Here is a 22,877-nt window from a genome sequence, read left to right as displayed (position 1 = left end):
CCAACAATGAAGATCGATGTTCAGGGCCACGCCATCTACGCCTATACCGGCGGCAAGGCCTTCAACCCCGCCCAGCCCACGGCCATCCTCATCCACGGCGTGCTGTGCGACCACAGCGTCTGGGCCCTGCAAAGCCGCTACCTGGCCAACCACGGCTGGAACGTGCTGGCCATAGACCTGCCCGGCCACTGCCGCAGCGCGGGTGACGCGCCCGCCAGCGTGGAGGCAGCGGCGGATTTCATCGGCCAGCTCATGGATGCGGCAGGCCTTGAGAAGGCCGCACTGGTCGGCCACAGCTGGGGCAGCCTGATCGCCATGGAAGCGGCCGCGCGGCTGGGCGCGCGCGTCAGCCACCTGGTGCTGGTGGGCACGGCCTATCCGATGAAGGTCTCGCCCGCCCTGCTGGACTCCGCACTGAGCACGCCCGAACAGGCCATCCGCATGGTCAATGTGTTCTCGCGCGCGACGCTGGCGCCACCCAGCGGCGCAGGCAGCTGGGTATTCGGCGCCGGCATGGCGCTGGGCCGGCGCGTGCTGGCCAGCAATGACCGCACCAACCTGCTGCACACCGGCTTCAAGGCCTGCGACAGCTACGCGGGCGGCGAGGCGGCCATGGCGGCGCTGCAATGCCCGGTCCTGTTCGCCCTGGGCGAGCAGGACCAGATGACGCCGCCCAAGGCCGCCAAGGGCCTGATCGAGGCGGCCCGGGGCGCGCAGCGCCAGGTCAGCATCGTGCACCTGCCCAGCGGCCACAACCAGATGACCGAGGCGCCCGACCAGACGCTGTTCGCCATCCGGGATTTCCTGGCGCGCTGAGCCCGGCCGGGTCCTGCCCGCAGGGCCCGGACGCACTCACGCGCCGCGCGCGGGGAAGATGCTCTTTTTCACGAGCGCGTGCACGCCCCAGTTGCCATCCACCACCTGGGTGATGCCGAAGTCCACGGCGATCGACATCAGCGAGATGGCCTCGTCCTCTCCCAATCCCTGGGTGGTCATGAGGAAGTGGCGCATCTTGTGATAGGCGTCGCGCAGCGCCAGGTCCACGGAAGACTTCTTGAAGATCTGGTTTTGCGCATCTGGCCCCAGCTCCGCCAGGTAGTTGGCGTAGCTGAAGCCGTGCAGCAGCCATTCGTCCTGGGTTTCGAGCAGCGGATAGGCCAGTTCGGCCAGCGGCGTTCCAGGCAGGTCCGCCTTCTTGTGCAGGACCAGCTGGAAGGTGCCGGTCAGCGAGCACTCGATGGCCGTGCCGCACAGCTCGGAGTCCCCCTGCGAGGCATGCGGATCGCCCACGGTGAAGTTGGCCCCTGGCACGGCCACGGGGAAATACATGGTCGCCCCCTTGCCGATGCGCCAGTTGTCGATGTTGCCGCCCGTGTGGTTGGGTGGAATGGAGCTGGCCATCTCCACCTCAGCCGGCGCCACGCCGATGGTGCCGAAGTGCGGGCGCACGGGAACGCGGATATTGCGCAGCACGTTTTCGTTCTTGCTGATCGTGCGGTGGTCCACGGGCACGCCCGGATAGTCGATGGTCGGGTGGACCACGCCGAAGGGGTCGGTCTGTGGCGTCCAGCGGTAGTTGTAGACGGCGCGGGCCCAGTTGCGCTCGCCGGTCGCATCCACCTCGTAGATGGTGACCACCTCGCGCTTTCGGGGCTCGGTGAGCGTGTCGCCATAGTGAAAGCCCCAGTTCGCCGCCGCATTGCTGCCGAAGGTCCGGCCCTTGAACTGCGGGTTGCCCGAGGGGCGTGGCACCACATCAATGATGCGCACTTCCAGCACATCGCCGGGCTGGGCGCCCTTGATGCGTACCGGCCCCGTGCAGATGTGCACGCCCTGGCCTCCGCCTGCGCCGTTCTTGGCGTCCATGGGACCGGCGCCCCGGCGATCGACGTTCTTGCGCTGGCTGTCCCAGTGGAACACGCTCTCGGCGCCAGGGTCGCCCCGGACCATGCGTTCGGCATCGTCATTGGCATGGTGGGTCAGCGTCTCCATGGTCACGTAGTCACCCGATTCGACTTCGACCACCGGCTTGGCCGATCTGCTGAAGTAGCCCCAGAGCACGGTGCTGGCAGAGGCGGGAATGTAGTAGTGGCTGGCCATGCCCTGGCCGGCCCGGGCGCCAGGCGCGCCCTGGGCAAAGGCCCGGGACGGTGCCATCGCGCCGCTGATGGCGCCGGCCGAGACCGCGCCGCCACCGACCACCATGGCGTCGCGCAGGAAGGAACGGCGTGCAACCTGGAATTCCTCGCGGATCAGCTTCTCGTCGGCTGGCGAAGCACCGTGCTGGCAGCCTGGGCCGCAGATATGTTCTTGGTGGGGGATGGTCATCGAAAATACTCCTGCTGTTGTGGATCGGTGCCGGCAGCGCCAGTGTCCAGGCGAGCATGTCCAGGCCGGTTGTTCCTGCGCGCACAAAAACTTGTCGCGGCTGCCATCCGGTGCGCCGGGCTTGGACAGGCAGTACGCGACAGTTCATAGTTCGCCCCTGATGCACGACGATCCAAGACGCTTTTCCACCCACGCATTTCCCGATGCCTTGCGGCAGGCTGCGCTCAATGAGGCGCTGTCCAGGGCAGACATCCATGGCGAAGCGCCCACGCCACCGGCCACCCACCTGGCGCTGCGCAGCTCGCCACTGGGATCGGTGTTCATCACGCTGGCCACCTCGCCGCTGACGCTGCAGGCCGTGGCCAAGCGGCTGCGCGGCCCGGGCCTGCTGCTGTGCGCCTTGCTGCAAGGCAGCGCCGATGCGGTGATCGAGGATGCCGCGTTCCCGATCAAGGCCGGCTCGGCCCTGCTGCTGGAGTCAGACCGGGACTGGCAGCTGCAGTTGCACGGCGACGGCCGCCTGCTGCTTGCGCGGCTGGAGTCCTCGAGCTTTCTGTTGCGCCTGCTGCGCTCGTGCCCGCCCGAGGCCCGGCACATCGGCGGGACAGGCGGTGTGGGGGCCATGTGCATGGCAATGGCGGCCTCACTGGCAGAGCAGATCGACACACTGGCACAGGACGATCTGCTGTCGGTGGAGGCCACGCTCACCGACATGCTGGTCACCTGCCTGACACCGCGCGCCGGCAATCCCGACCAGGAACAGGCCGAGGCGACCGAGCCGCCCAGCGCCGTGCAGCTTGGCCATCTGCGCCGCATCTGCCGCGCCATCGAAACCCGGCTGGGCGATGCCGAACTGTCCATCGATGCCATCGCCGACGCCGAGGGGCTGTCCACGCGCTATCTGCAAAAGCTGTTCAAGGGGGCTGCCACCAGCTTCAGCACCTACCTGCGCGAACGCCGGCTGGAGCGCTGCCGCATGGACCTGAGCAACCGCTCGCTGCAGCATTTCTCCATTGCCGAGCTGTGCTTTCGCTGGGGCTTTGGCGATGCCGCCAACTTCAGCCGTGCCTTCACGGCCCGCTATGGTCTGTCCCCCAAGGCCTATCGCGCCAGTCCGGCGCGCGTGCAGGATGCGCCGCCCGGCCAGCGCGGACGCCCCTCGCCCGCCGAGAGCGCTGTGCAGGGTGCAGAACCGGCCGCAGCGCGCCTGGCACACAGCCCGTTCCAGGCCCTGCTGCGCGACCATGCACGCTACGCCCAGGCGCTGGCCCTTGTGCCCAAGCGCTCGGCGCACGCAGACAATGGCGGTGCGTCGCCCCAGCACTACTACCTTCCGGTCTCCGACAAGACCGTGCACTGGGGCTACCTGAGCCGTTCACTCAAGCCCGTGCTTTCGGTGCGCTCGGGTGACGTGGTGACCATGGAGACGCTGACCCAGCATGCCTCGGACGACTGGGAACGCATGATCGAAGGCGATCCGGGCGCCGAAAGCGTGTTCCACTGGACCGCAGCCCAGAAGGCCGTGGACCGGCGCGGCGCGGGCCCGATGGATGCCTCGATCTACGGCCGCGGCGCGGGCGAGGGCTTCGGCGTGCACATCTGCACCGGCCCCATCTATGTGCATGAGGCCGAACCCGGCGACCTGCTGGAGATACGCATCCTCGACGTGCAGCCACGCCCCAGCTGCAGCCCCGCCCACCACGGCCGTGTCTTCGGCAGCAACGCCGCCGCCTGGTGGGGCTTTCACTACCGCGACCAGATCACGGAGCCCCGCCAGCGCGAAGTGGTCACCATCTATGAAATCGACCACGCACTGCCCGAGGAGCCCACGGCCCGCGCTGTCTACAACTACCGCTGGACGCCGCAGACCGACCCGTTCGGCGTGGTCCATCCAACCATCGACTACCCGGGCGTGCCCGTGGACCCCGCCAGCATCACCCGGCGCTTTGGTGTGCTGGACAAGGCACGCGTGCCGCTGCGTCCGCATTTCGGCATGCTGGCCGTGGCACCGCGAGAGGCCGGTCTGATCGACTCCATACCGCCGAGCTACTTCGGCGGCAACCTGGACAATTGGCGCGCCGGCAAGGGCGCGACGCTCTTCCTGCCCGTATCGGTGCCAGGCGCGCTGTTTTCGGTGGGAGACCCGCATGCATCCCAAGGCGACTCGGAACTGTGCGGCACGGCCATCGAATGTTCGCTGACCGGCAGCTTCGAGCTGCGGGTGCACAAGCGCGCCGCGCTGGACAACCGCTTCCTTGCAGAGCTGGACCACCCTTTCCTGGAGACCGGCTCCGAATGGGTGATACAGGGCTTCAGCTTCACCGACCACCTGGCCGAACTGGGCAGCCAGGCGCAGTCCCAGGTCTATCGCAAGTCATCGCTGGAAGGCGCCATGCGTGACGCCTTCCACAAGGCAAGACGCTATCTGATGCTGGCCCACGGGCTGGACGAGGACGAGGCCGTATCGCTGATCTCCGTGGCCGTGGACTTCGCCGTGACGCAGGTGGTTGACGGCAACTGGGGTGTGCACGCCGTGATCAAGAAGACGCTGTTTCCGCCGGAACTCTCGGCGTCCGCCCAGGCAGGCCAATGAAGCCCGCCCGGGATCAGACCCGTGCCAGGAAACGGGCGATGCGCTGGGCAATGCGCTCGGGCTGCTCGCGGTGGGGGACGTGGCCGCCGCCGGCCACGATCTCCACCTCCACCGGGCCGCTGGCCCGGTCGCGGATGCGCTCGGGGTGGACCAGGGAGCCGAACTCGTCGAGCTCTCCATGGATGGCCAGCACCGGGCAGCGCACGCGCTCCAGCGCCTCGTCCAGCCGGTAGTCGGCAAAAGGCGGGGACAGCCAGGTATCGACCCAGGCAGACAGCACCCAGGCCGCCTTGTCGCCGTGGTATTTCTCCAGGCGCGCCAGCTGGCCGGGCCGGGCGAAATCCTGTTGGGCCGCGCGAATGCCCTGCAAGGTGCGATCTTCCACAAAGGCCTGGGCGGACTCCGTGATCACCGCCTTGCACTGCGCGCCATATCGGGCCGCCACCATGGCGGCCATGCCGCCGCCCACGCTGTGGCCCAGCACAATGAAATCCTCAAGGCCCAGCCCCTGGTGCACGGCCGGGAACACGGTCTCTGCCTCCCGGGCCACAAAGCCCGGCCCCAGCGTGCCCGGATAGGGATCGGACTGGCCAAAGCCCAGCCGGTCATAGGCCAGCACATCGCGGCGCGTGGCCTCGGCCAATTGCTGCGGGAAATCGCGCCACAGCGCCACCGAGCCCAGCGAGTCGTGCAGCAGCACGATAGGCGCGCGCGCCGGGCCTTGTTCGCCTTCGCCGGCCGCCGGCGCCTGCCAGCGCCTGACGTAGATGCTGCCCTGCGGCGTGGGAATGCGGATTTCGTTCAAGGATGCGGGGATGTCGGTCATGCACGAGGAAGGCATCGAAAAAAACTCCATGCCGGTCGGCGCCGGCCCGGCAGACATCATGCGCCTGCATGCCGCCAGAGGGCGACACCGTGGCGACGCGCGGGGCGAAATGCGGCAGCTTTTGTCTCTCTCGGGGCAGCTTTTGCGAACCCGGGCGCGCGGGTTCCTCCGATGGTGAAAGGCCAGGCAGCGGCGTATAAGTTGAAGCCACCCCATGCACGCGAAGGCCTGCCATGTCACACGCTTCCGCTCCCCTGCCCGGCGCCGCACAGGCTGCCGTGGACCCGCGCCAGTTCAAGAGCTTTGCCGAGTTCTATCCGTTCTACCTTCAGGAACACAGCAACCGTACCTGCCGGCGCCTGCACTTCGTCGGCTCCACGCTGGCGCTGCTGTGCCTGTTCGCACTGTTCCTGACCGGCAATTTCTGGTTCCTGCTGGGCGGCCTGCTGTTCGGCTACGGCTTTGCCTGGATAGGGCACTTCGGCTTCGAGAAAAACCGGCCCGCCAGCTTCAAGCGCCCGCTGTACAGCTTTCGCGGCGACTGGGTGATGTGGCGCGACATCCTCACCGGACGCATTGCGCTCTAAAGCGCCGCGCCGGGCACTACGGCCGGGGCCGGCTCTCCAGCAGGCTGGCCAGCGTCATGCCCGCCAGGCCCGTGCGCTCCCACAGCGGCTGCACGGCCGCGGAAGGCGCCAGCAGCAGGCGTTCGACCAGGGGTGCCAAGGGCGTGTGTTGCGGGTCCACCAGCAGCATGTAGCGTGGCTCGGTGCCCTCGCTGCCCGCCGCGACGCCTGGTGCCTGCACCGTTCCCACCCAGTCGAGCACGGACAGCGCCTGCAGCACCGGATCGATCTGCTGCCAGTCCACATGCAGGCGGCGTGCCAGATCGCTGGCATACAGGCCCTTGGCGGGCGACTCGCGCTCCTGCTCCAGGTACTGCAGGATTTCCACGGCCATCTCGAATTGCCAGCCCTGCTGTCCGGGCATGCGCTGCACGCCGGCCATCACGATGGGCAGATACGCGGTGACCACGGCGCCCAGCAGCACGATGATCCAGGCCATGTAGATCCAGATCAGCAGGATCGGCAAGGTGGCAAAGGTGCCGTAGATGACCGAATAGGTAGGCACCGAAGCCAGGTACAGGCCCAGCGCCTTCTTCGCCAGCTCCATGCAGGTGGCCACGAACAGGCCGCCCACCCAGGCATGGCGCCAGCGCACCGCCGTATTGGGCACGTAGTGGTACAGGCCCGCCATGCCAGCGGCCAGCGCCAGGAACTCGATGGAATCGAAGATGAAGCGCAACCCCTCGGGCAGCGCATTGACCAGCCCGCGCGAGGCCGACATCACATAGGACGACAGCACCAGGCTCAGGCCCAGCACCAGCGGGCCCAGCGTGATCGCGGCCCAGTAGATCAGCACGCGCTGGCCCAGCGGCCGCAGCTGGCGCACGCGCCAGATGTTGTTGAGCGTGCGGTCTATGGTGAGGATCAGCGCGACCGCCGTGATCACCAGAATGGAAAAACCGGCCATGCCCAGCTGGCTGGCCTTGGAGGCGAACTGCGTCAGATAGCCCAGCACCTGGCGCGCGATGGTCTCCGGAATCAGGCTGTCGATCAGCCAGCGCTCCAGCACGATCTGCACGCGCGAGAAGATGGGAAACGCCGTGAACAGCGCCAGCGCCACCGTGAAGAACGGCACCAGGGCCAGCACCGTGGTGAAGGTCAGGCTGCTGGCGGTGACGCCCAGCCGGTCCTCGCGAAAGCGTTCGCGCAGCGTGTGCGCGGTATTGCGCCAGGGAAAGCAGCGCAGGCGTTCGCGCCAGGATGGGGGCACCACCGGCTCGGGCCGCTCCATCAGCGAAAGGCTGCGCTCCTGTTCGGGCGCGGGCAGTGCAACGGCACCGTCCTCCAAGCCACCGGCAGGCTCCTGCCCGGGGCCGCCGCTCATCGCCATATCTCCGCTGCAACGCGCGTGCCTGAAACGGGAACGCGCGTGACCATCCAAGCAATCACATGTTCAAAGGACAAGACCATGGCCGATATGATGCCACCCCGATGACTGATTCCATTTCTCGCCCCGGCGCCGATGTCGCCGCCACCCGCTGGCTGGCGGTCTCCAGCCTCATGGGCCTGATCGTGCTGAGCCTGGCCTGGGAACTGTGGCTGGCGCCAATGCGGCCAGGGGGCTCCTGGCTGGTGCTCAAGGCCCTGCCGCTGGCGATTCCGCTGATCGGCCTGCTCAAGCACCGCATGTATACCTACCGCTGGGTCAGCCTGCTGGTGTGGATCTATTTCACCGAGGGCGTGGTGCGCGCCTGGAGCGACCCGGCGCCCGGCCGCTGGCTGGCGCTGCTCGAAGTTTTCCTGTGCCTGATGCTGTTCACCGCCTGCGCCCTGCATGTGCGCTGGCGCCAGCGCAGCGCGCGCCGCGCGGCCCAGGCGGCCGGCGGCTGAGTCCCCGTTTTCATGCCTTCACGTCTTTGAAAGAAGTTGCAACATGACTGCACTGCTTGAACGCCTGCGCCAGATCGTCGGCGAAGCCCATGTCCTCACCGAGGGCGACCTCGTCGCCTATGAACAGGATTGGCGCCGCCGCGTGCGCGGCAAGTCCCTGGCCGTGGTACGCCCGGCCAGCACGGCCGAGGTGGCCGCCGTGGTGCGCGAATGCGCGGCCGCGGGCACCAGCATCATTCCCCAGGGCGGAAACACCGGCCTGTCGGTGGGCTCCACGCCGGACGACAGCGGCACGCAGGTCGTGCTCAGCCTCACGCGCATGAATGCCGTGCGCAACATCGACCGCGACAACCTGAGCTTCACCGTCGAGGCCGGCTGCATCCTGCAAAGCCTGCAGGAGCTTGCCGAGAAAGAGGGCCTGCTGTTCCCGCTGTCGCTGGCCGCCGAAGGCAGCTGCACCATTGGCGGCAACCTGGGAACGAACGCGGGCGGCACCCAGGTGGTGCGCTACGGCAACACGCGCGAGCTGTGCCTGGGCCTGGAAGTGGTCACCCCGCAGGGCGAGATCTGGGACGGCCTCAAGGGCCTGCGCAAGGACAACACCGGCTACGACCTGCGCGACCTGTTCATCGGCAGCGAAGGCACGCTGGGCATCATCACCGCCGCCACCATGAAGCTGTTCCCGCAGCCTGCGGCCCAGCTCACGGCCTTTGCCGCCGTGCCCTCCATGGAAGCGGCCGTGCGCCTGCTGGGCATGGCGCACCAGTACCTGGGTGCGGGCCTGACGGGCTTCGAGGTCATGGGCCAGTTCGCGCTGTCGCTGGTGATCAAGCACATGCCCCAGCTGCGCGTGCCCTTTGCGGGCCTGGACGGCGCGCCGCCCTATTACGTGCTGGTCGAGAACTCGGACAGCGAGTCCGAGCAGCATGCGCGCGAGCGTTTCGAGGCGCTGCTGGAGCTGGCCTTCGAGGACGGCTGCGTGCTCGACGCCGTGGTGGCCGAAAGCCTGTCGCAGGCCCATGAGCTGTGGCACATCCGCGAGAGCATTCCGCTGGCCCAGGCCGAGGAAGGCCTGAACATCAAGCACGACATCTCCATTGCGGCATCGCGCATTCCCGCCTTCGTCGAACACACCGATGCCGTGCTGCAGCGCGAAATCCCGGGCGTGCGCCTGGTCAACTTCGGCCACCTGGGCGACGGCAACCTGCACTACAACGTGCAGGCACCCGTGGGCGGCGACGCCAAGGCCTTCCTCAATGAGCGCGAGCACCTGGTCAACCACCTGGTCTACGAGGCCGTGGCCGAATTCGGCGGCTCGTTCTCTGCCGAGCACGGCGTGGGCGCGCTCAAGGTGGACAAGCTGGAAAAGTACCAGTCGCCCGTGGCCCTGGGCATGATGCGCGCCATCAAGCAGGCATTGGATCCTCAAGGCCTGATGAATCCCGGCTGCATCCTGGCGCGCGCCTGATCCGGCAGCGCCAGCTTATCAAGAAGGGGCAGGGCCGCGTGGCGGCGCTGCCCCTTCTTGCATCCAAACGCGGTCAGGTGCGGCCAAACTCGGCCAGGTGCGGCCAGGTGCAGATCAGGAAGCGGGCTTGTTGCTCTCGACCACGGCAAAGGACTTCTGCACCTGGCTGGGCCAGGCGATGTCGGCACCGGCCGCGTCGGAGAAGTCGGTCTGCTTGCCATCGGTCAGCAGCCACACGCGCAGTGCGTTGCGCGCGGGATCGATCACGATGGCGCCCATCTCCTCGCCGCCCTGGTGGGGGCGCAGGCCGACGATGCTCCACACATCGCCTTCCTTGGTCAGAGGGCCCACGGTGCGCATATTGCTCAGCAGGGTCGGGTAGCTGGTGCCCAGCAGCGCCTTGAGCCGGTCGGCCAGCACGCCCTGCTCCAGGTAGTTGGTGCCGTCGTAGGGATACTTGCCCACGTACTCGGCCAGGCTGTCCAGGCCGGGCTCGCCCGCCTTGGCCGTGGACGGCAGGCGCGTGCGCTCGGGAAAGTTCAGCGTCAATGCGGGCGCGGGCGCGGCCACATCGAGTGCCACGGACTGCACGGCCTTGGGAGTGGGAACGGTGGGAGAGCGCGGATCACAGGCTGTCAGCGCCAGCATGGCGGCACCCAGTGCGATTCCGGCCTGCCAGGGGGAGAGCATGGAAGACATGCGCAAGCTCCTTGTCAAAGCGGATGCGAAAAAACCATGGCGCCGGTGTGAAAGCCCAGGCAAGACACCGGCGCCCGTCGGCAGTCATTTTCGCACCGGGGGTTGCAAACCTTGTTTCGAGGGGCATGGATACCGTCGGACAAGGCGCCGTATTCATCAAGGGATAATCCCCGCCATGAACATGACTGCCGCGCCCCGCCCTGCCCGCTCACAGTACGAAGATTTCATGCGCCATGTCTACGAACATGGCGTGTCCAAGACCGACCGTACCGGAACGGGTACGCGCAGCGTGTTCGGGCACCAGATGCGCTTCGATCTGTCCGAAGGCTTTCCGCTGGTCACCACCAAGAAGGTGCACCTCAAATCCATCATCCTGGAACTGCTGTGGTTCCTGCGCGGCGACAGCAACGTGCGCTGGCTGCAGGAGCGTGGCTGCACCATCTGGAACGAATGGGCACGCGAGGACGGCGACCTGGGCCCGGTCTACGGCGTGCAATGGCGCAGCTGGCCCACGCCGGACGGCGGCCACATCGACCAGATCGCCGAAGTGGTCAAGCAGCTCAAGAGCAACCCGGACAGCCGCCGCATCATCGTCAGCGCCTGGAACGTGGCCGACCTGCCGCAGATGGCGCTCATGCCCTGCCACGCCTTCTTCCAGTTCTATGTGGCCGACGGCAAGCTCAGTTGCCAGCTGTACCAGCGCAGCGCGGACATCTTCCTGGGTGTTCCCTTCAACATCGCCAGCTACGCATTGCTGACCCACATGCTGGCCCAGCAATGCGACCTGCAGGTGGGCGACTTCATCTGGACCGGCGGCGACTGCCATATCTACAACAACCACTTCGCCCAGGTCGAGACCCAGCTGGCGCGCCAGCCCTTCGCCTACCCGACGCTGCAGATCAAGCGCCGGCCCGACTCCATCTTCGGCTACGAGTACGAGGATTTCGAGGTCGTCGGCTACCAGCACCACGAGCCCATCAAGGCCCCCGTGGCCGTCTGAGGCTGCAGAAAGACCCGCCCGATGGCCATCCATCTCATCTACGCACGCGCCGCCAACGGCGTTATCGGCAAGGACAATGCCATGCCCTGGCACCTGCCCGAGGACCTGGCGCACTTCAAGCAATTGACCCAGGGCTCGGCCGTGGTCATGGGCCGCAAGACCTGGGACTCGCTACCGGCCCGCTTCAGGCCGCTGCCCGGGCGCACCAACATCGTCGTCACGCGACAGGCGGACTGGGCGCCCGAGCCGGCCGCCCCCGGCGTGCTGCATGCCACCAGCCTGGAGCAGGCCATGGAACTGGGCCGCCAGGCATCGGCCGACGTCTGGGTCATGGGCGGTGCCCAGATCTACGCCCAGGCCCTGCCGCTGGCCGACAGCATCGAGGTGACCGAGATAGAGCGCGACTACGAAGGCGATGCCTTCGCCCCCACGCTCGGCCCCGAGTGGCAGGAAGCGTCACGCAGCCGCCATGTGGCCGCCAACGGGCTGCCCTACAGCTTTGTGCGCCTGCAACGACGCTGACATACCCCTGTCGCACACGGGGCTGGCGGGCGCGGCGGGTCTGTGCAAATAATGTCGTTTTTCCACGCCTTCGCCGTCTTTCGCGCCTCTTCGCCATGAGCCTCGTCCAGCCCTTGCCCCCCGGTCCGCTCGACATCGTCGGCGACATCCATGGAGAGTCCGAGGCGCTGGACCAGCTGCTGGGGCACCTGGGCTACGACGCGCTGGGCCGCCATCCCCAGGGTCGGCGCCTGGTCTTCGTCGGCGACTTCTGCGACCGGGGGCCCGACAGCCCGGGTGTGCTCGCCCGCGTCGTGCCCATGCTGGAGTCGGGCCATGCGCTGGCCGTGCTCGGCAACCATGAAATCAACCTGCTGCGCGAGGATGCCAAGGACGGCTCCGGCTGGTTCTTCGACAGCCGCGTGGCCTCCGATACGCCCAAGTACGCGCCGTTCGCGCGCATGCCGCTGTGCGATATCCCTGACACCCTGGCCCTGCTGGAACGCCTGCCCATCGCCATGGAGCGCGAGGACCTGCGCGTGGTCCATGCGGCCTGGCGCCCGCAGCAGATCGCCATGGCGCGCGAGCTGCCGCTGGGCAGCGCACGCAGCGCCTACGACCACTACGAGGCCCTGGCTGCCCAGCAGGCCCAGGTCAACAAGGTGGCCGAGCGCATGCGTGCCGAACGCCAGCAATGGCCGCATGACCTGGAAGACCGCAACTGGCTGCCGCCCTTCCTGCCCGCGCACAGCGAGAGCGAACTGGCCAAGGCCATGGTCAACCCGCTGAAGGTGCTGACCTCGGGCGTGGAGCGCGAATGCCGCAATCCCTTCTACGCGGGCGGCAAGTGGCGCTTCGTCGAGCGCGTGGCCTGGTGGAACGAATATGAGGATGCCCAGGCCGTGGTCGTGGGCCACTACTGGCGGCGCCTGAACCGGGGCGGCCCGTCCTTCCACGGCGCCCAGGCCGAGAACCTGTTCGGCCAGACCGGTCCGCTGTCCTGGCACGGCCGGCGCGGCAATGTGTTCTGCGTGGACTACTCGGTCGGCGGCCGCTGGAACGCCCGCCTGGCCGGCGAAGACCCGCAGCAGCGCTTCAAGCTTGCCGCCATGCGCTGGCCCGAGCGCCGCCTGGTGTTCGACGACGGCGCCCAGGCGGACAGCGAGGAGTTCGGCGTTGCGGCGGCCGCTGCCGCATGACACGCGCTAGATCCGCGGCGCGTAGCGCAGCGTCAGCAACAGCGACCTGGGCGCACCGTAGTAGTTGTTGCCCGACACCGTGTTGTAAGAAGGCACGTAGTAGCGCTTGTCCAGCAGGTTGCTGACGTTGAGCGCCACGCTCAGCTCGGGCGAGACCTGGTAGGCCACGCGTGCATTCCACAGCGCAAAGCCTGCCAGGCGGAAGGCGCGGTCGGAGCTGAGGGTGTCGGTCTGTGCATTCACGCCCGTGCCCACCGTCCAGCGGCCCAGCTCGCCCGGCAGGCGGTAGCTGCCCCACAGGCGCAGCATGTGCCGGGGCGTCCAGGTGTTGAAGATCTGGCCCTGGTAGTCGGGGTCGGACAGGTAGCGCGTGGTGTTGTAGGTGTAGCCGGCCGCCAGTTCCAGGCCTGTGGCGACCTTGCCGGAGACCTCGGCCTCCAGGCCCTGGCTGCGCACCTTGCCCGAGGAGCGCGAGCAGTACCAGTCATCACATGCAAAGCCGCTGTCGTAGTCATTGACGGCGCGGTTTTTGTGCTCGTAGCGGAACACGGCCAATGCCATGTTCAGGCGGCCGTCGGCCATCTCGCCCTTGATGCCGGCCTCGTAGTTGCGGCCCTGCACCGGCTTGATCAGGTCGCCCTGCACGGTGCGCGCGGTCTGCGGCTCGAAGACGGTGGAGTAGCTGCTGTACAGCGACCAGTTGTCGTTGAGCGCATAGACGGCACCCGCGTAGGGGATGAAACGCCCCGTGGTCTTGCTGGTGGAAGAATCGCCCGATTGCGCGCGGTAGGCGAAGTCATACCAGCCCAGGCGCCCCCCGGCGATCAGCGTGAGCGCCTGCGTGGGCCTGACACGCCAGGTGCCGTACAGGCCCTTTTGCGTGATGTCGTAATTGCTGCGCACATCCGCGCCACGCGCGGCGATGCTTTCCATGTCCTGCCAGGGGCGGTTGTGGTCTATATCGAAGATGTTGCCGCCCGCGGTCCAGGCGCGCACGAAGCGGTCGCTGGTGGTGTAGTCAGCGTAGTTGGCGCCCAGCAGCACTTCCTGCTCCATGCCCAGCGCCTTGAAGCGGCCCGACAGCGACATGTCCAGGCCACGCTGCTGGTTGTTGAAGTCCACGCCGAAATCGCCGTAGCTCATGCCACTGCCATCGGGCTTGATGGGGCCCACGGCACGCTGGTGCACGTTGGTGTTCTTCTCGTTCATGGCCATGCCCACCATCTTGAAGCGCCAGTCCGCATTGAAGCGGTGTTCCAGGTCGGCGAACAGCATGTTCTGGTCATTGCCTGCACGGTTCCACATGGCGCCTGTGTAGGTGGAGCGCGGCAGGCCGATGTCGCTGCCGTCGGCAAAGCGCGGCAGGCCCACGATCATGGGGCGCGAGCGGCTGTGGCGCTGTCCCACGGCCAGGCCCACCGTGGTGCTGGCGCTGATGTCGTAGTCCAGCGCCGCGTAGATGTTGCGCACTCGGTCGCGCGTGTATTCGGTGAACCCGTGGCTGTAGTCCCCGTCCAGCACCACGCGGCCGCGCAGCGTGCCTTCCGCATTGAGCGGCGTGCTGGCATCCATCTGCAGGCCGTAGTGGTCATGGGAGCCGAGCTTGCCTGTGAAGACCACGGAGCGCTCGCGGCCCGGGCGCTTGCGCACCAGGTTGATCGCGCCGCCGGGGCTGCCCGCACCCTGCAGCAGGCCGGCCGCGCCGCGCAGGATTTCCACGCGGTCATAGAACACCAGCGACTCCTGCTCCCAGTTGCCCAGGCTGTAGGTATTGCGCGTGAACGGCAGGCCGTCGTACTGCAGCGAGTCCACCGCAAAGCCGCGCGCATTGATGGCCAGGCCCGCGCCCACGCCCTGCACGGCCACCATGCCGGTGGCGTTGTGGATGGCGTCGGGCAGGTTGGTCATGCCCTGGTCATCCATGCGCTGGCGCGTGAGCACGCTGACCGATTGCGGAATGTCCTTGAGCGCCTGCGCGGTCTTGCCCAGCGTGACCGTGCCGCTGGTGTAGGAGTCCGAGCCTTCGGTGACGCCGTCACGGATGCGCGTGTCGGTCACCATGACGGCCGGCAGGCCCGCCTCTGCCCCAGCGGCGGCCTGGCCGCGCGATGTGCGCACCTCGGGCAAGGGGCGCAGCGCATAGCCGCCATTGGGCTGCGCATGGGCGGCCAGCCCCGTGCCGGCCAGCAGCGCATCCAGGGCCGCAGGCGCTGCATGGTTTCCACTCAGGCCCGCGCTGCGCCTGCCCGTGATGTCGGCCGCCGTGTACGACAGCATGACGCGGCTTTCCTGGGCGAAGCGGGCCAGCGCGCCTTCCAGCGGGCCTGCCGGTATGGCGTAGCTGCGCACTTCGGAGGGAGCCTGGGCCTGGGCCTGCGCGGTTTGCGGCGCAAGGGCTGCGCTGACGGCGCACAGCGCCAGCGTGGTGCTGGCAGCCAGTGCCAGCGAATGGCGCCGGAAGGCCGGTGCCGCAGTGTGAGCAAGTCGTTGGACCATGAAATATCTCTTCCCTGAAAAGTGGCTTCTTCAGGACTTGCCACGCGAGAAAAGAAAACACCTCATGCCAACGGGTCTCAGGCATCGATCAAATTGCAACAATTCGCAACAACAGCCATCCAGCCTGTCTTGGCTCATGTCCTGCTCTGCCGGGCGCGCACGGTCAGCCAGTAGCGGCCAAAGCCGGTGAGCTCGATGGGCTGGGTGCGCACCAGCATGTCGAGCACGCGGTCGGTATCGTCCAGCGGATACATGCCCGAGACGCGCAGCGAGGCGAGCGTGGGATCGCAGGCCAGGCGGCCCCTGCGGTGGCGCGCCAGCTCGGCAATGAAGTCGGTCAGCGGCATGTCCCGCGCGGCCAGCAGGCCTGTGCTCCAGGCGGCGGCCAGTTCGTCGGCGGGCTGGGGCACGTCCACGGCAAGGCGGTCAAAGCCGGCCTGCTCGCCCGCGGCCAGAATGCGCACGGCCTGCGGGGCGTCGGCCGGCCGCACCTCGACCGCGCCCTCATAGACGGCCACATGGCTGGCGCCATCGCGCTGGCGCACCGCAAAGCGCGTGCCCAGCGCACGCAGCCGCCCTTGCGCGGTTTCAACCAGAAAGGGGCGGGCCTGCGGGTCGCTGGCCGTGGTGACCAGCACCTCGCCGCCCTGCAGCCGCAGCAGGCGCTGGCTGGCGTCAAAGCGCACGTCGATGGCGCTGGCCGTGTTCAGGTGGATGCGCGTGCCATCGGCCAGGGTCAGTGCCTGGCGCTCGCCGGTGGCCGTGCGGTGGTCGGCCGACCATTCGCGCCAATCGCCGCGTTGTATCCACCAGGCGCTGCTGCCCGTGAACGCGGCCAGGGCCAGCAGCTTCATGGCCTGGCGCCGGCCGCGCGCACGGCTGTGGCGCGGCTGCAGCGCCCCATGCGCCAGCGGTGCGGGCAGATCGCGCAGGTGCAGGCCGCAGGCCTCGATGTGCCGCCAGGCGCGTTCATGGTCGGGATGATCGGCACGCCAGCGCCGCCACGAGGCCTGCGTGTCCTCGCCGGCATCGCAGGCCTGCAAGGCCACCAGCCATTGCACGGCCTGCAGGCTCACGGCTTCTGAAACGGGCGGGCCTTCAAAAACGGGCAGGCCGGTGGATGCGTGGCGGAATTCGGTCATGGGCTGGCGCTCAGCCGCCGAAGAAGCAGCAGTGCGCGGCCTTGGCGATATGGCGCTGCACGGTGGCCAGCGACAGCTGCAGCTCGGCCGCGATGTCGGCCTGCTTCATGCCGTCGAGCTGCGACAGCAGGAAGGCACGGCGCACGGGGGGTGCCAGCGTGTCCAGGCGGCGGTCCAGCTCGACCAGCGTCTCCAGCAGGATGGCGCGCGTTTCGGGGCCCGGCACCTGCGGCTCGGGCAAATGCGCCAGCGTGGCCAGGTACGCCTCTTCGATCTGCCTGCGCCGCATGAAATTGGCCACCACGCCCTGCGCCACCGTGGTCAGAAAGGCACGCGGCTCGCGTGCGGCAATGGGCTCGCTGCGCGTGAGCAGGCGCATGAAAGTGTCCTGCGCCAGATCGGCCGCCTCCGTGGAATTGCCCAATCGCCGCCGCAGCCAGCCCTGGAGCCAGCCATGGTGGACGCGGTACAGCGTATCGACCTCTTGGTGCAAAGCGGCGGGGGCGGCGGGCAAGACAGGCTCCTGGTGCGGCAGCACGTGCAGGCGTGCGCCACATGAATGAGAAAGATTCTCATTCTATAAGGATTAGGCCTTGATGCCCTCCCCTTCGCAAACCGGCGCGCTCCAGAACCAGAGACACCGAGGAAGAGCCGCCTCGCACCGAGGATGTCGTCCCCCTTCAGGGGGAAGGCGCGCAGCGCCTCAGGGGGTCTTCAAAAGCTACCGCGCAGCGTCAGCATCACATTGCGTGGCTCGCCATACCAGTTGTTGCCACCGCTGGTGCCCACCGTGCGGTAGTAGACCTTGTCGAAGAGGTTATTCAGGTTGAGCACGGCCTGCCAGTTGCGGTTGATGCGGTACTGCACGCTGGCATTCCACACGGCATAGCCACCCTGGCTGAACTTGAAGGGCACGGCCGCGCCATCGAACTTGCCCGAGTCAGGATTGAAGGCCTTGGCCGTGCCGCTGACGAAATGTGCGCTCTGGATATTGGCCCCGCCGCCAATCGTCCATTGCGACAGCTCGCCCGGCAGGCGGTAGGTGCTCCACAGCTTGAACAGATGCTTGGGCGTGACGGAGTGGTAGATGCCTTCGATGCCCGGCGTCTTGTTGTGGTTGCGGTTGAAGGTGTAGCCGGCAAACAGCTGCCAGCCGCGCGCCAGCTCGCCCGAGATCTCGCCTTCCACGCCCTGGCTGACCACCTTGCCCTTGCTCAGCCAGCAGCAGTTCAGGCCCGCGTCGCCGATGTCGGTGTTGGGGTAGGAGGGATCGGCCACGGCCTCGCCATTGCGCTCTATGCGATACAGCGCCATGGAGGCCATCAGCCGGCCTTCGTTGAACTCGCCCTTGGTTCCCAGCTCGAAATTGCGGCCCTTGATGGGGTCCAGCGGCGTGCCTGGCAAGGGCCCACCCAGCTTGTCGGCCTGGGACTTGTGGATCTCGGCGACGCTGCCGTAGGCCGTCCAGCGGTCGTCGATGTCGTAGACCAGGCCGCCATAGGGCGTGAAGATACCGCTCTCGCCATAGGACGACACGATGCGGCTGGTGAGATTGCCGGCCTGGTCGAAGCGCAGCCAGGGTGTCTGCGTTGCATAGCTGGCGCGGCGTGCGCCGACGATGGCCGTCAGCCGGTCCGTCAGGCTCAGGTTGAGCCGGCCGTACAGGCCTTTCTGCGTGGCGCCATAGCCCGCGAAGCTGCGCGTCTTCCAGACGAAGCTGGGCAGGGGAATGGCGCCCGGGTCGAAGCCGAACACGTTGATGCCCCCCGGCATGTCCACCTCGGACAGAAAGGTGTCCTGCGTGTCACGGATCTTGGCCCAGTCCGCGCCCAAAAGCAGCCGGTGCCTGCGCCCCAGCAGGGAGAACGTTCCGCTGACGTTGGCATCCAGCGCCTTCTTGGTGGAATAGAAGTCGTTGGAGAAGCCGTTGAGCGTGGCTCCCAGGCCCGTCGTCGGATCGACCGCGCCGGTGACGTCGGCCAACCGGCTATCGCTGTCCACCTTGACATAGTTGGCATGGGCGCGGACGCGCCAGTCGCCCTCCAGCTTCTGTTCCAGCTGGGCAAACAGCTCCTTGTTGGTCCTGTCGTAATGGCCCCAGCCCGCCATGAGTGCCGTATGGCGCGGCAGGTGCAGATCGTCGCCATTGGCCGCGCGCGGCAGGCCACCGCGCCAAGGCAGGCTGGCCGACTTGTCGTAGCTGCCGCCCAGGGTCAGCTTGGTCGCCGGCGTGAGATCGGCTTCCACGATGCCGTAGAGCAAGGTGTTGCGCGCATCGGCGTAGTCATAGAAGAACTCGCGGTCGCTGTGCGCCAGCACGGCGCGGCCGCGCACCCGGCCATCGGCAGCCAGGGGGCCCGCCACATCAAGTTCTGCACGGCGCTGGTTCCAGCTGCCCACCGAGGCCGAGGCCAGCACCTGGGGCTGGGCCGTGGGGCGCTTTCTCACCAGGTTGATGGAGCCGCCGGGCTCGCCATTGCCGCTGTACAGGCCGTCCGCGCCGCGGATCACCTGCACGCTGTCGTACATGGCCATGTTGGGGTCGAAGGTGCCCTGGCTGAAGGCATCCACCGCCGCTCCGTCGATCTGGACATTGCTGATCTGGAAGCCCCGCGCGTAGAAGCTGTTGGCCGTGCCGCCCAGGCCACCCGAGCCCGCGTAGTCCACCGTCACGCCCGTGGTCTGCTGCATCACGTCGCCCACGGAGACCAGGCCCTGGTCCTCGATGCGCTGGCGCGTGACCACGGAGATGGACTGCGGCGTCTCGCGCACGCTCTGCCCCTTGCCCAGCGACACGCGCGAGGCAGCATAGGAGCCCGAACCCTCCGTGGTATCGCCAGCGTGTGCCTGGGCCGTGACCAGCACCGTGCCCAGCGCAGCATCGGCTGCCGGCGACGGCTCCCTGGCGGGTGCCTTCAGCGTGTAGGCGCCCGGTACGGCATCGATCACGGTCACGCCCGTGCCGGCCAGCAGCCGGTCCAGCGCCTGGCGCGGCGTGAAGCGGCCCTGCAAGGCCGGCGAAGTGCGGCCTGCAACGATCTGCGGATCGAACAGCACCTGGTGCTGGGCCTGCTGCGTGAACTGGCGCAGCGCGCCGGCCAGCGGCTGGGGCGCGATGCTGAAGGCCAGCTCCCCTGCCTGGCCCGCCTGCCCCGCCTGCACGGACGATGGCTGCTGCGCCTGCACCGCCGGCTGCGCCAGCGCAACCAGGGCTGCGGCCACCAGCGACGGCATCCTTGCCCGCCGCCATGGCCTGCCCCTGTGCTGAAACTCTCCTCCCCAAATGCCCGCGCCCATGGCGGCGCTGCCGTGTTCTTTTCCTGCTTGCATCCCTGCTCCTGCTGCACTGTGTCCATTGCCCGCTGTCGCGGTGTGCGCGGTGGGTGGCAGGCAGACAGTTGAGCGTTCCACCCGCCACGCGCGTGCGCGGCCGTCGCGGTTGTTGGCTGAGCTGTGCACTGGGCAGCGGCCTGGCTGGCAACCATGGAGGCGCGAGAAAACCCGGCCTCCATGAAGGTAAAACCCGCTACCGCGCCAAAGTGGGAACGTGGCCGAACCGAGAAAGCGGGTTGTTTACATTAATTTACAAATAGACAAGGCACTCAATGCGCCGAGATTCGCCAGCCGCCCTGCGCTTCGGCCTGCACACGCACCGGCAACAAGTGCGGCAACGAGCGCAGAAACACCTCGGGCTTGCCCGTCAGCGCCACGCCGGACACGGACAGCGCGGCCAGCCGCGCATCGCCATCCACCCGTACGGGCTGGCCCAGGTAGCGCGACAGATCGGCGGCGACCTCGGCCAGCGTTGCCTGCTGGAACACCATCTGGCCGCTGCGCCAGTCGCCCACCGTGTCCGCGCCGGCCGCCAGCGGATGCTGCGTGCCGTCACGGGCATCGACGGACATGCCGGCACCCGCGCCCAGCAGCAGGCGCCTGCCGTCCGCAGCATGGCGGTCGGGACGCAGTTCCACCTTGCCCTCCAGCACCTTCACCACCAGCGCGGGCGGCCCGGCGCGCACATTGAAGGCCGTGCCCACCACGCGGACCTGGCTGGCGCCGCTGTCCACGGTGAAGGGCCGCGAGCGGTCGGCGGCGACCTGGAAGAAGGCCTCGCCCTGGTCCAGCACCGTCTCGCGGCGGCGCGGGTAGTAGCGTACCTGCAGCCTGGAGGAAAAATTCAGCGTGACCCGCGTGCCATCGGGCAGTTCGGCCTCGCGCACCTCGCCGGGGCCGGTGGCCATCTCGATCACATGGCTTGCGTGGTTGTCCCAGGCATACCAGCCCCCGCCCACGGCCAGCGTCGTGACCAGAGCCACCGACAGCAACGCAGGCATCAGGCCGCGGCGTGTGCGCTGACGTGCCGGCGCGGGCAAGTGGGCCTGTGTCTGCGCACGCGGCCCGCTCGCCCTGGCTTGCGGCGCAGCAGCCGCGTCGCAGGCCAGCGCCGGCCTGGGCAACTGCTGCAGGTCCAGCACCGTGCGCCCCAGGCTCTCGAAGATGCTGCGGTGCTGCGGGTCGGCGGCCAGCCAGGCGTCGAGTTCGCGCTCGTCGGCGCCGGTCCAGTCGGCTTCACGGCGGCGGGCGAAGTAGTCGGCGGCGCGGGCGTGCAGTTGCAGGCGTTGCGGGGTCAGCGTCATTCCCGGCCCTCCCCGTCCGTCGCGGCCTGCGCCAGCAGGCCCTGCATCAGGCGCATGTCTTCGGCGCTGCCGTACTGCACGCGCAGTTCGCAATAGGCCATGGCCAGCGTCACATGGTTGTGCACCATGCGGCGCGAAATGCCCATGCGCTGCGCCACCTCGGTCTGCGTGAGCCCGTCGATGCTGTGCAGAACGAAGGCCTCGCGGCGGCGCTCGGGCAGCTCGGCCATGGCCTGCTCCAGCCGGCCCAGGCGTTCGCGGTGGTGCGCCGCCTGCAGGGGGTCCGAGCCCTCGCCGGCCGGCAGTTGCTGCGCCAGTTCCATGTGTTCATCCAGCGAGACCGATTCGCGCCCCGGCGCGCCCGCCGAGCGGCGCCAGGCATCGTGCGAGACATGGCGGGCGATCACGCGCAGATAGGGTTCCTGCTCCTCGGGCGGCAGGGCCTTGCCCGAGGCCGCATAGCGCACGAAGACCTCCTGCACCGCATCCTCGGCATCCTCGCGGTTGCGCATCTGCCGGCCCAGCAGGCGGCGCAGAGGCTGGTGCCAGCGCGCATACACGCGGGCCAGCAGCGAGGGAGCGGCATCATCGTCCGCACCAGGCACGCGCGCGCTCACGGGCAGGCTCCCGGCACGGCGGTCTGGACGCGGGCAGGCACGCCAGCATGGGAAACGGACAGGACGAAGAAGGACGGCACGGGCGGCGATTGTACTGAGAATGGTTCTCATCAACACCTTTGCGGCCGGCACGCGCCATGCGATGCGGGTGCTGCGGATGCCTTACCGGCCCGCTGCCCCATGCAGCGCCACCAGCGTGGGCACCACCCAGTGCGGCGCAGGCTGCGCCCCGTCGAAGCACTGGTCCTCGGACGGCACGGCGATGACGGTCATGCCGGCCTGCCGCGCCGCATGTGTTCCCGTGACGGAGTCCTCGAACACCAGGCAGCGCCCGGCCGGCACGCCCAGGCGTTGCGCCGCGAAGTGGTAGATGTCGGGCGCGGGCTTGCCGCGCACCACCTGCTCGGCCGAGACGATGGCGTCGAACGCCGGCCGCAGGCCCAGCGCATCCAGGGTGTGGTGGCACAAAGACAAAGGAGAGTTCGAGGCCAGCGCCACGCGCCAGCCCAGGGCGCGGCAGGCGCTCAGTGTTTCGCGCACGCCGGGCAGGGCCTGTCCATGCGCGCTGACCAGGGCCGCCACGCGCGCGACCACGCGGCTCTCCAGCTCGCGCTGGCTGGGCCCCTGCCAGGGCCGGTGGGCGTACCAGTGCGCGGCAACCTGCGCCGTGGTCATGGGCGCCGTCACGCGGGACATCTCGGCCGTGATGTCGATGCCGACCTCGGCAAAGGACTCGCGTTCGGCACGCTTCCAGAAGGGCTCGGAGTCTATGAGCAGGCCGTCCATGTCGAAGATGGCGGCACCGAATCCGGCCTGGCCAAGACCTGCGAACGAGGGAGCGGCTTCAGGGATTTGCATGGCGCGCATGCTAGCGCAGGCGGCAAGTGAAAGCAGTTGCTGTTAGCCTGTGCCGGC

The 22,877-nt window shown here is 68.1% G+C and carries 19 protein-coding genes; 8 read left to right on the top strand and 11 right to left on the bottom strand.

Going from position 1 to position 22,877, the window contains the following annotated elements:
• Nucleotides 1-6 precede the first annotated feature (6 nt).
• A complete protein-coding gene (locus IB269_RS02855; RefSeq protein ID WP_192366374.1) occupies nucleotides 7-816 on the top strand; it encodes an alpha/beta fold hydrolase in 810 nt (269 codons plus the stop codon).
• 36 nt (nucleotides 817-852) lie between these two features.
• Here IB269_RS02855 and IB269_RS02850 read toward each other — a convergent pair whose 3' ends face one another.
• Nucleotides 853-2,328: an acetamidase/formamidase family protein gene (locus IB269_RS02850; protein ID WP_013801436.1), complete on the bottom strand. Its 1,476-nt coding sequence runs from the start codon at nucleotides 2,326-2,328 to the stop codon at nucleotides 853-855.
• A gap of 160 nt (nucleotides 2,329-2,488) precedes the next feature.
• On the opposite strand from IB269_RS02850, the gene IB269_RS02845 reads away from it, so the two are divergent.
• The gene (locus IB269_RS02845; protein WP_192366373.1) at nucleotides 2,489-4,921 is read left to right on the top strand and encodes an acetamidase/formamidase family protein; all 2,433 of its coding nucleotides are present in this window, start codon (nucleotides 2,489-2,491) and stop codon (nucleotides 4,919-4,921) included.
• Between the two features lie 13 nt (nucleotides 4,922-4,934).
• Here the strand turns inward: IB269_RS02845 and IB269_RS02840 are convergent, their stop codons facing one another.
• On the bottom strand, nucleotides 4,935-5,762 hold the full coding sequence (locus IB269_RS02840; protein ID WP_013801434.1) for an alpha/beta fold hydrolase: 828 nt from the start codon (nucleotides 5,760-5,762) through the stop codon (nucleotides 4,935-4,937).
• Between the two features lie 218 nt (nucleotides 5,763-5,980).
• Between IB269_RS02840 and IB269_RS02835 the strand changes: the two genes are divergently transcribed.
• The gene (locus IB269_RS02835) at nucleotides 5,981-6,334 is read left to right on the top strand and encodes a DUF962 domain-containing protein (RefSeq protein WP_012206764.1); all 354 of its coding nucleotides are present in this window, start codon (nucleotides 5,981-5,983) and stop codon (nucleotides 6,332-6,334) included.
• Between the two features lie 16 nt (nucleotides 6,335-6,350).
• Here IB269_RS02835 and IB269_RS02830 read toward each other — a convergent pair whose 3' ends face one another.
• Nucleotides 6,351-7,697, bottom strand: coding sequence for a YihY family inner membrane protein (locus IB269_RS02830; protein ID WP_192366372.1), 1,347 nt, complete (start codon nucleotides 7,695-7,697; stop codon nucleotides 6,351-6,353).
• A gap of 107 nt (nucleotides 7,698-7,804) precedes the next feature.
• Here IB269_RS02830 and IB269_RS02825 point away from each other — a divergent pair, with 107 nt between their 5' ends.
• Both IB269_RS02825 and IB269_RS02820 read left to right on the top strand, forming a co-directional pair.
• Entirely contained in the window at nucleotides 7,805-8,203 is a 399-nt protein-coding gene (locus tag IB269_RS02825) for a DUF2069 domain-containing protein (RefSeq protein ID WP_016451330.1), read from the top strand.
• A 43-nt stretch (nucleotides 8,204-8,246) separates the two neighbouring features.
• On the top strand, nucleotides 8,247-9,671 hold the full coding sequence (locus IB269_RS02820) for an FAD-binding oxidoreductase (protein WP_065346058.1): 1,425 nt from the start codon (nucleotides 8,247-8,249) through the stop codon (nucleotides 9,669-9,671).
• A gap of 114 nt (nucleotides 9,672-9,785) precedes the next feature.
• Here IB269_RS02820 and IB269_RS02815 read toward each other — a convergent pair whose 3' ends face one another.
• Complete coding sequence (locus tag IB269_RS02815; RefSeq protein WP_071956513.1) at nucleotides 9,786-10,370, bottom strand: hypothetical protein; 585 nt, start codon at nucleotides 10,368-10,370, stop codon at nucleotides 9,786-9,788.
• 175 nt (nucleotides 10,371-10,545) lie between these two features.
• Here IB269_RS02815 and IB269_RS02810 point away from each other — a divergent pair, with 175 nt between their 5' ends.
• The 3 genes from IB269_RS02810 (at nucleotide 10,546) to IB269_RS02800 (ending at nucleotide 13,070) form a co-directional block, all read left to right on the top strand.
• Entirely contained in the window at nucleotides 10,546-11,370 is an 825-nt protein-coding gene (locus tag IB269_RS02810) for a thymidylate synthase (RefSeq protein ID WP_099733096.1), read from the top strand.
• A 21-nt stretch (nucleotides 11,371-11,391) separates the two neighbouring features.
• Complete coding sequence (locus IB269_RS02805) at nucleotides 11,392-11,892, top strand: dihydrofolate reductase (RefSeq protein ID WP_013801429.1); 501 nt, start codon at nucleotides 11,392-11,394, stop codon at nucleotides 11,890-11,892.
• 95 nt (nucleotides 11,893-11,987) lie between these two features.
• On the top strand, nucleotides 11,988-13,070 hold the full coding sequence (locus tag IB269_RS02800) for a metallophosphoesterase (protein WP_013801428.1): 1,083 nt from the start codon (nucleotides 11,988-11,990) through the stop codon (nucleotides 13,068-13,070).
• 6 nt (nucleotides 13,071-13,076) lie between these two features.
• On the opposite strand, the gene IB269_RS02795 is transcribed toward IB269_RS02800, so the two are convergent.
• From IB269_RS02795 to hxpB, 7 genes are all read right to left on the bottom strand, one after another.
• Entirely contained in the window at nucleotides 13,077-15,566 is a 2,490-nt protein-coding gene (locus IB269_RS02795; protein WP_099733095.1) for a TonB-dependent siderophore receptor, read from the bottom strand.
• Between the two features lie 134 nt (nucleotides 15,567-15,700).
• Nucleotides 15,701-16,708: a FecR domain-containing protein gene (locus IB269_RS02790; RefSeq protein ID WP_192366371.1), complete on the bottom strand. Its 1,008-nt coding sequence runs from the start codon at nucleotides 16,706-16,708 to the stop codon at nucleotides 15,701-15,703.
• Between the two features lie 10 nt (nucleotides 16,709-16,718).
• On the bottom strand, nucleotides 16,719-17,222 hold the full coding sequence (locus IB269_RS02785; protein ID WP_043819287.1) for a sigma-70 family RNA polymerase sigma factor: 504 nt from the start codon (nucleotides 17,220-17,222) through the stop codon (nucleotides 16,719-16,721).
• 200 nt (nucleotides 17,223-17,422) lie between these two features.
• A complete protein-coding gene (locus IB269_RS02780; RefSeq protein WP_192366370.1) occupies nucleotides 17,423-20,038 on the bottom strand; it encodes a TonB-dependent siderophore receptor in 2,616 nt (871 codons plus the stop codon).
• Between the two features lie 272 nt (nucleotides 20,039-20,310).
• Complete coding sequence (locus IB269_RS02775; protein WP_192366369.1) at nucleotides 20,311-21,345, bottom strand: FecR family protein; 1,035 nt, start codon at nucleotides 21,343-21,345, stop codon at nucleotides 20,311-20,313.
• Entirely contained in the window at nucleotides 21,342-21,962 is a 621-nt protein-coding gene (locus IB269_RS02770; RefSeq protein ID WP_013801422.1) for an RNA polymerase sigma factor, read from the bottom strand. Before IB269_RS02770 ends, IB269_RS02775 begins: the two co-directional genes overlap by 4 nt.
• A 162-nt stretch (nucleotides 21,963-22,124) precedes the next feature.
• Nucleotides 22,125-22,820 (bottom strand): hexitol phosphatase HxpB, encoded by a 696-nt coding sequence (gene hxpB, locus IB269_RS02765; RefSeq protein WP_225613948.1) that lies wholly within the window; start codon nucleotides 22,818-22,820, stop codon nucleotides 22,125-22,127.
• Between the last annotated feature and the right edge of the window lie 57 nt (nucleotides 22,821-22,877).

This window comes from Delftia sp. DLF01 (genome assembly GCF_014852125.1).
In the GTDB taxonomy this organism is placed as follows: domain Bacteria; phylum Pseudomonadota; class Gammaproteobacteria; order Burkholderiales; family Burkholderiaceae_C; genus Comamonas; species Comamonas acidovorans.
Note: the sequence above shows the minus strand (reverse complement) of the source record. Positions and strands in the feature narration are given on the sequence as shown.

What these genes read in the sequence shown, in the direction of transcription:
- IB269_RS02795 (WP_099733095.1), bottom strand. Translation starts at nt 15,566, where the DNA reads ATGGTCCAACGACTTGCTCACACTGCGGCACCGGCCTTCCGGCGCCAT.
- IB269_RS02830 (WP_192366372.1), bottom strand. Translation starts at nt 7,697, where the DNA reads ATGAGCGGCGGCCCCGGGCAGGAGCCTGCCGGTGGCTTGGAGGACGGT.
- IB269_RS02835 (WP_012206764.1), top strand. Translation starts at nt 5,981, where the DNA reads ATGTCACACGCTTCCGCTCCCCTGCCCGGCGCCGCACAGGCTGCCGTG.
- hxpB (WP_225613948.1), bottom strand. Translation starts at nt 22,820, where the DNA reads ATGCAAATCCCTGAAGCCGCTCCCTCGTTCGCAGGTCTTGGCCAGGCC.
- IB269_RS02780 (WP_192366370.1), bottom strand. Translation starts at nt 20,038, where the DNA reads ATGCAAGCAGGAAAAGAACACGGCAGCGCCGCCATGGGCGCGGGCATT.
- IB269_RS02790 (WP_192366371.1), bottom strand. Translation starts at nt 16,708, where the DNA reads ATGACCGAATTCCGCCACGCATCCACCGGCCTGCCCGTTTTTGAAGGC.
- IB269_RS02775 (WP_192366369.1), bottom strand. Translation starts at nt 21,345, where the DNA reads ATGACGCTGACCCCGCAACGCCTGCAACTGCACGCCCGCGCCGCCGAC.
- IB269_RS02800 (WP_013801428.1), top strand. Translation starts at nt 11,988, where the DNA reads ATGAGCCTCGTCCAGCCCTTGCCCCCCGGTCCGCTCGACATCGTCGGC.
- IB269_RS02840 (WP_013801434.1), bottom strand. Translation starts at nt 5,762, where the DNA reads ATGCCTTCCTCGTGCATGACCGACATCCCCGCATCCTTGAACGAAATC.
- IB269_RS02810 (WP_099733096.1), top strand. Translation starts at nt 10,546, where the DNA reads ATGAACATGACTGCCGCGCCCCGCCCTGCCCGCTCACAGTACGAAGAT.
- IB269_RS02820 (WP_065346058.1), top strand. Translation starts at nt 8,247, where the DNA reads ATGACTGCACTGCTTGAACGCCTGCGCCAGATCGTCGGCGAAGCCCAT.
- IB269_RS02805 (WP_013801429.1), top strand. Translation starts at nt 11,392, where the DNA reads ATGGCCATCCATCTCATCTACGCACGCGCCGCCAACGGCGTTATCGGC.
- IB269_RS02825 (WP_016451330.1), top strand. Translation starts at nt 7,805, where the DNA reads ATGACTGATTCCATTTCTCGCCCCGGCGCCGATGTCGCCGCCACCCGC.
- IB269_RS02850 (WP_013801436.1), bottom strand. Translation starts at nt 2,328, where the DNA reads ATGACCATCCCCCACCAAGAACATATCTGCGGCCCAGGCTGCCAGCAC.
- IB269_RS02845 (WP_192366373.1), top strand. Translation starts at nt 2,489, where the DNA reads ATGCACGACGATCCAAGACGCTTTTCCACCCACGCATTTCCCGATGCC.
- IB269_RS02815 (WP_071956513.1), bottom strand. Translation starts at nt 10,370, where the DNA reads ATGTCTTCCATGCTCTCCCCCTGGCAGGCCGGAATCGCACTGGGTGCC.
- IB269_RS02855 (WP_192366374.1), top strand. Translation starts at nt 7, where the DNA reads ATGAAGATCGATGTTCAGGGCCACGCCATCTACGCCTATACCGGCGGC.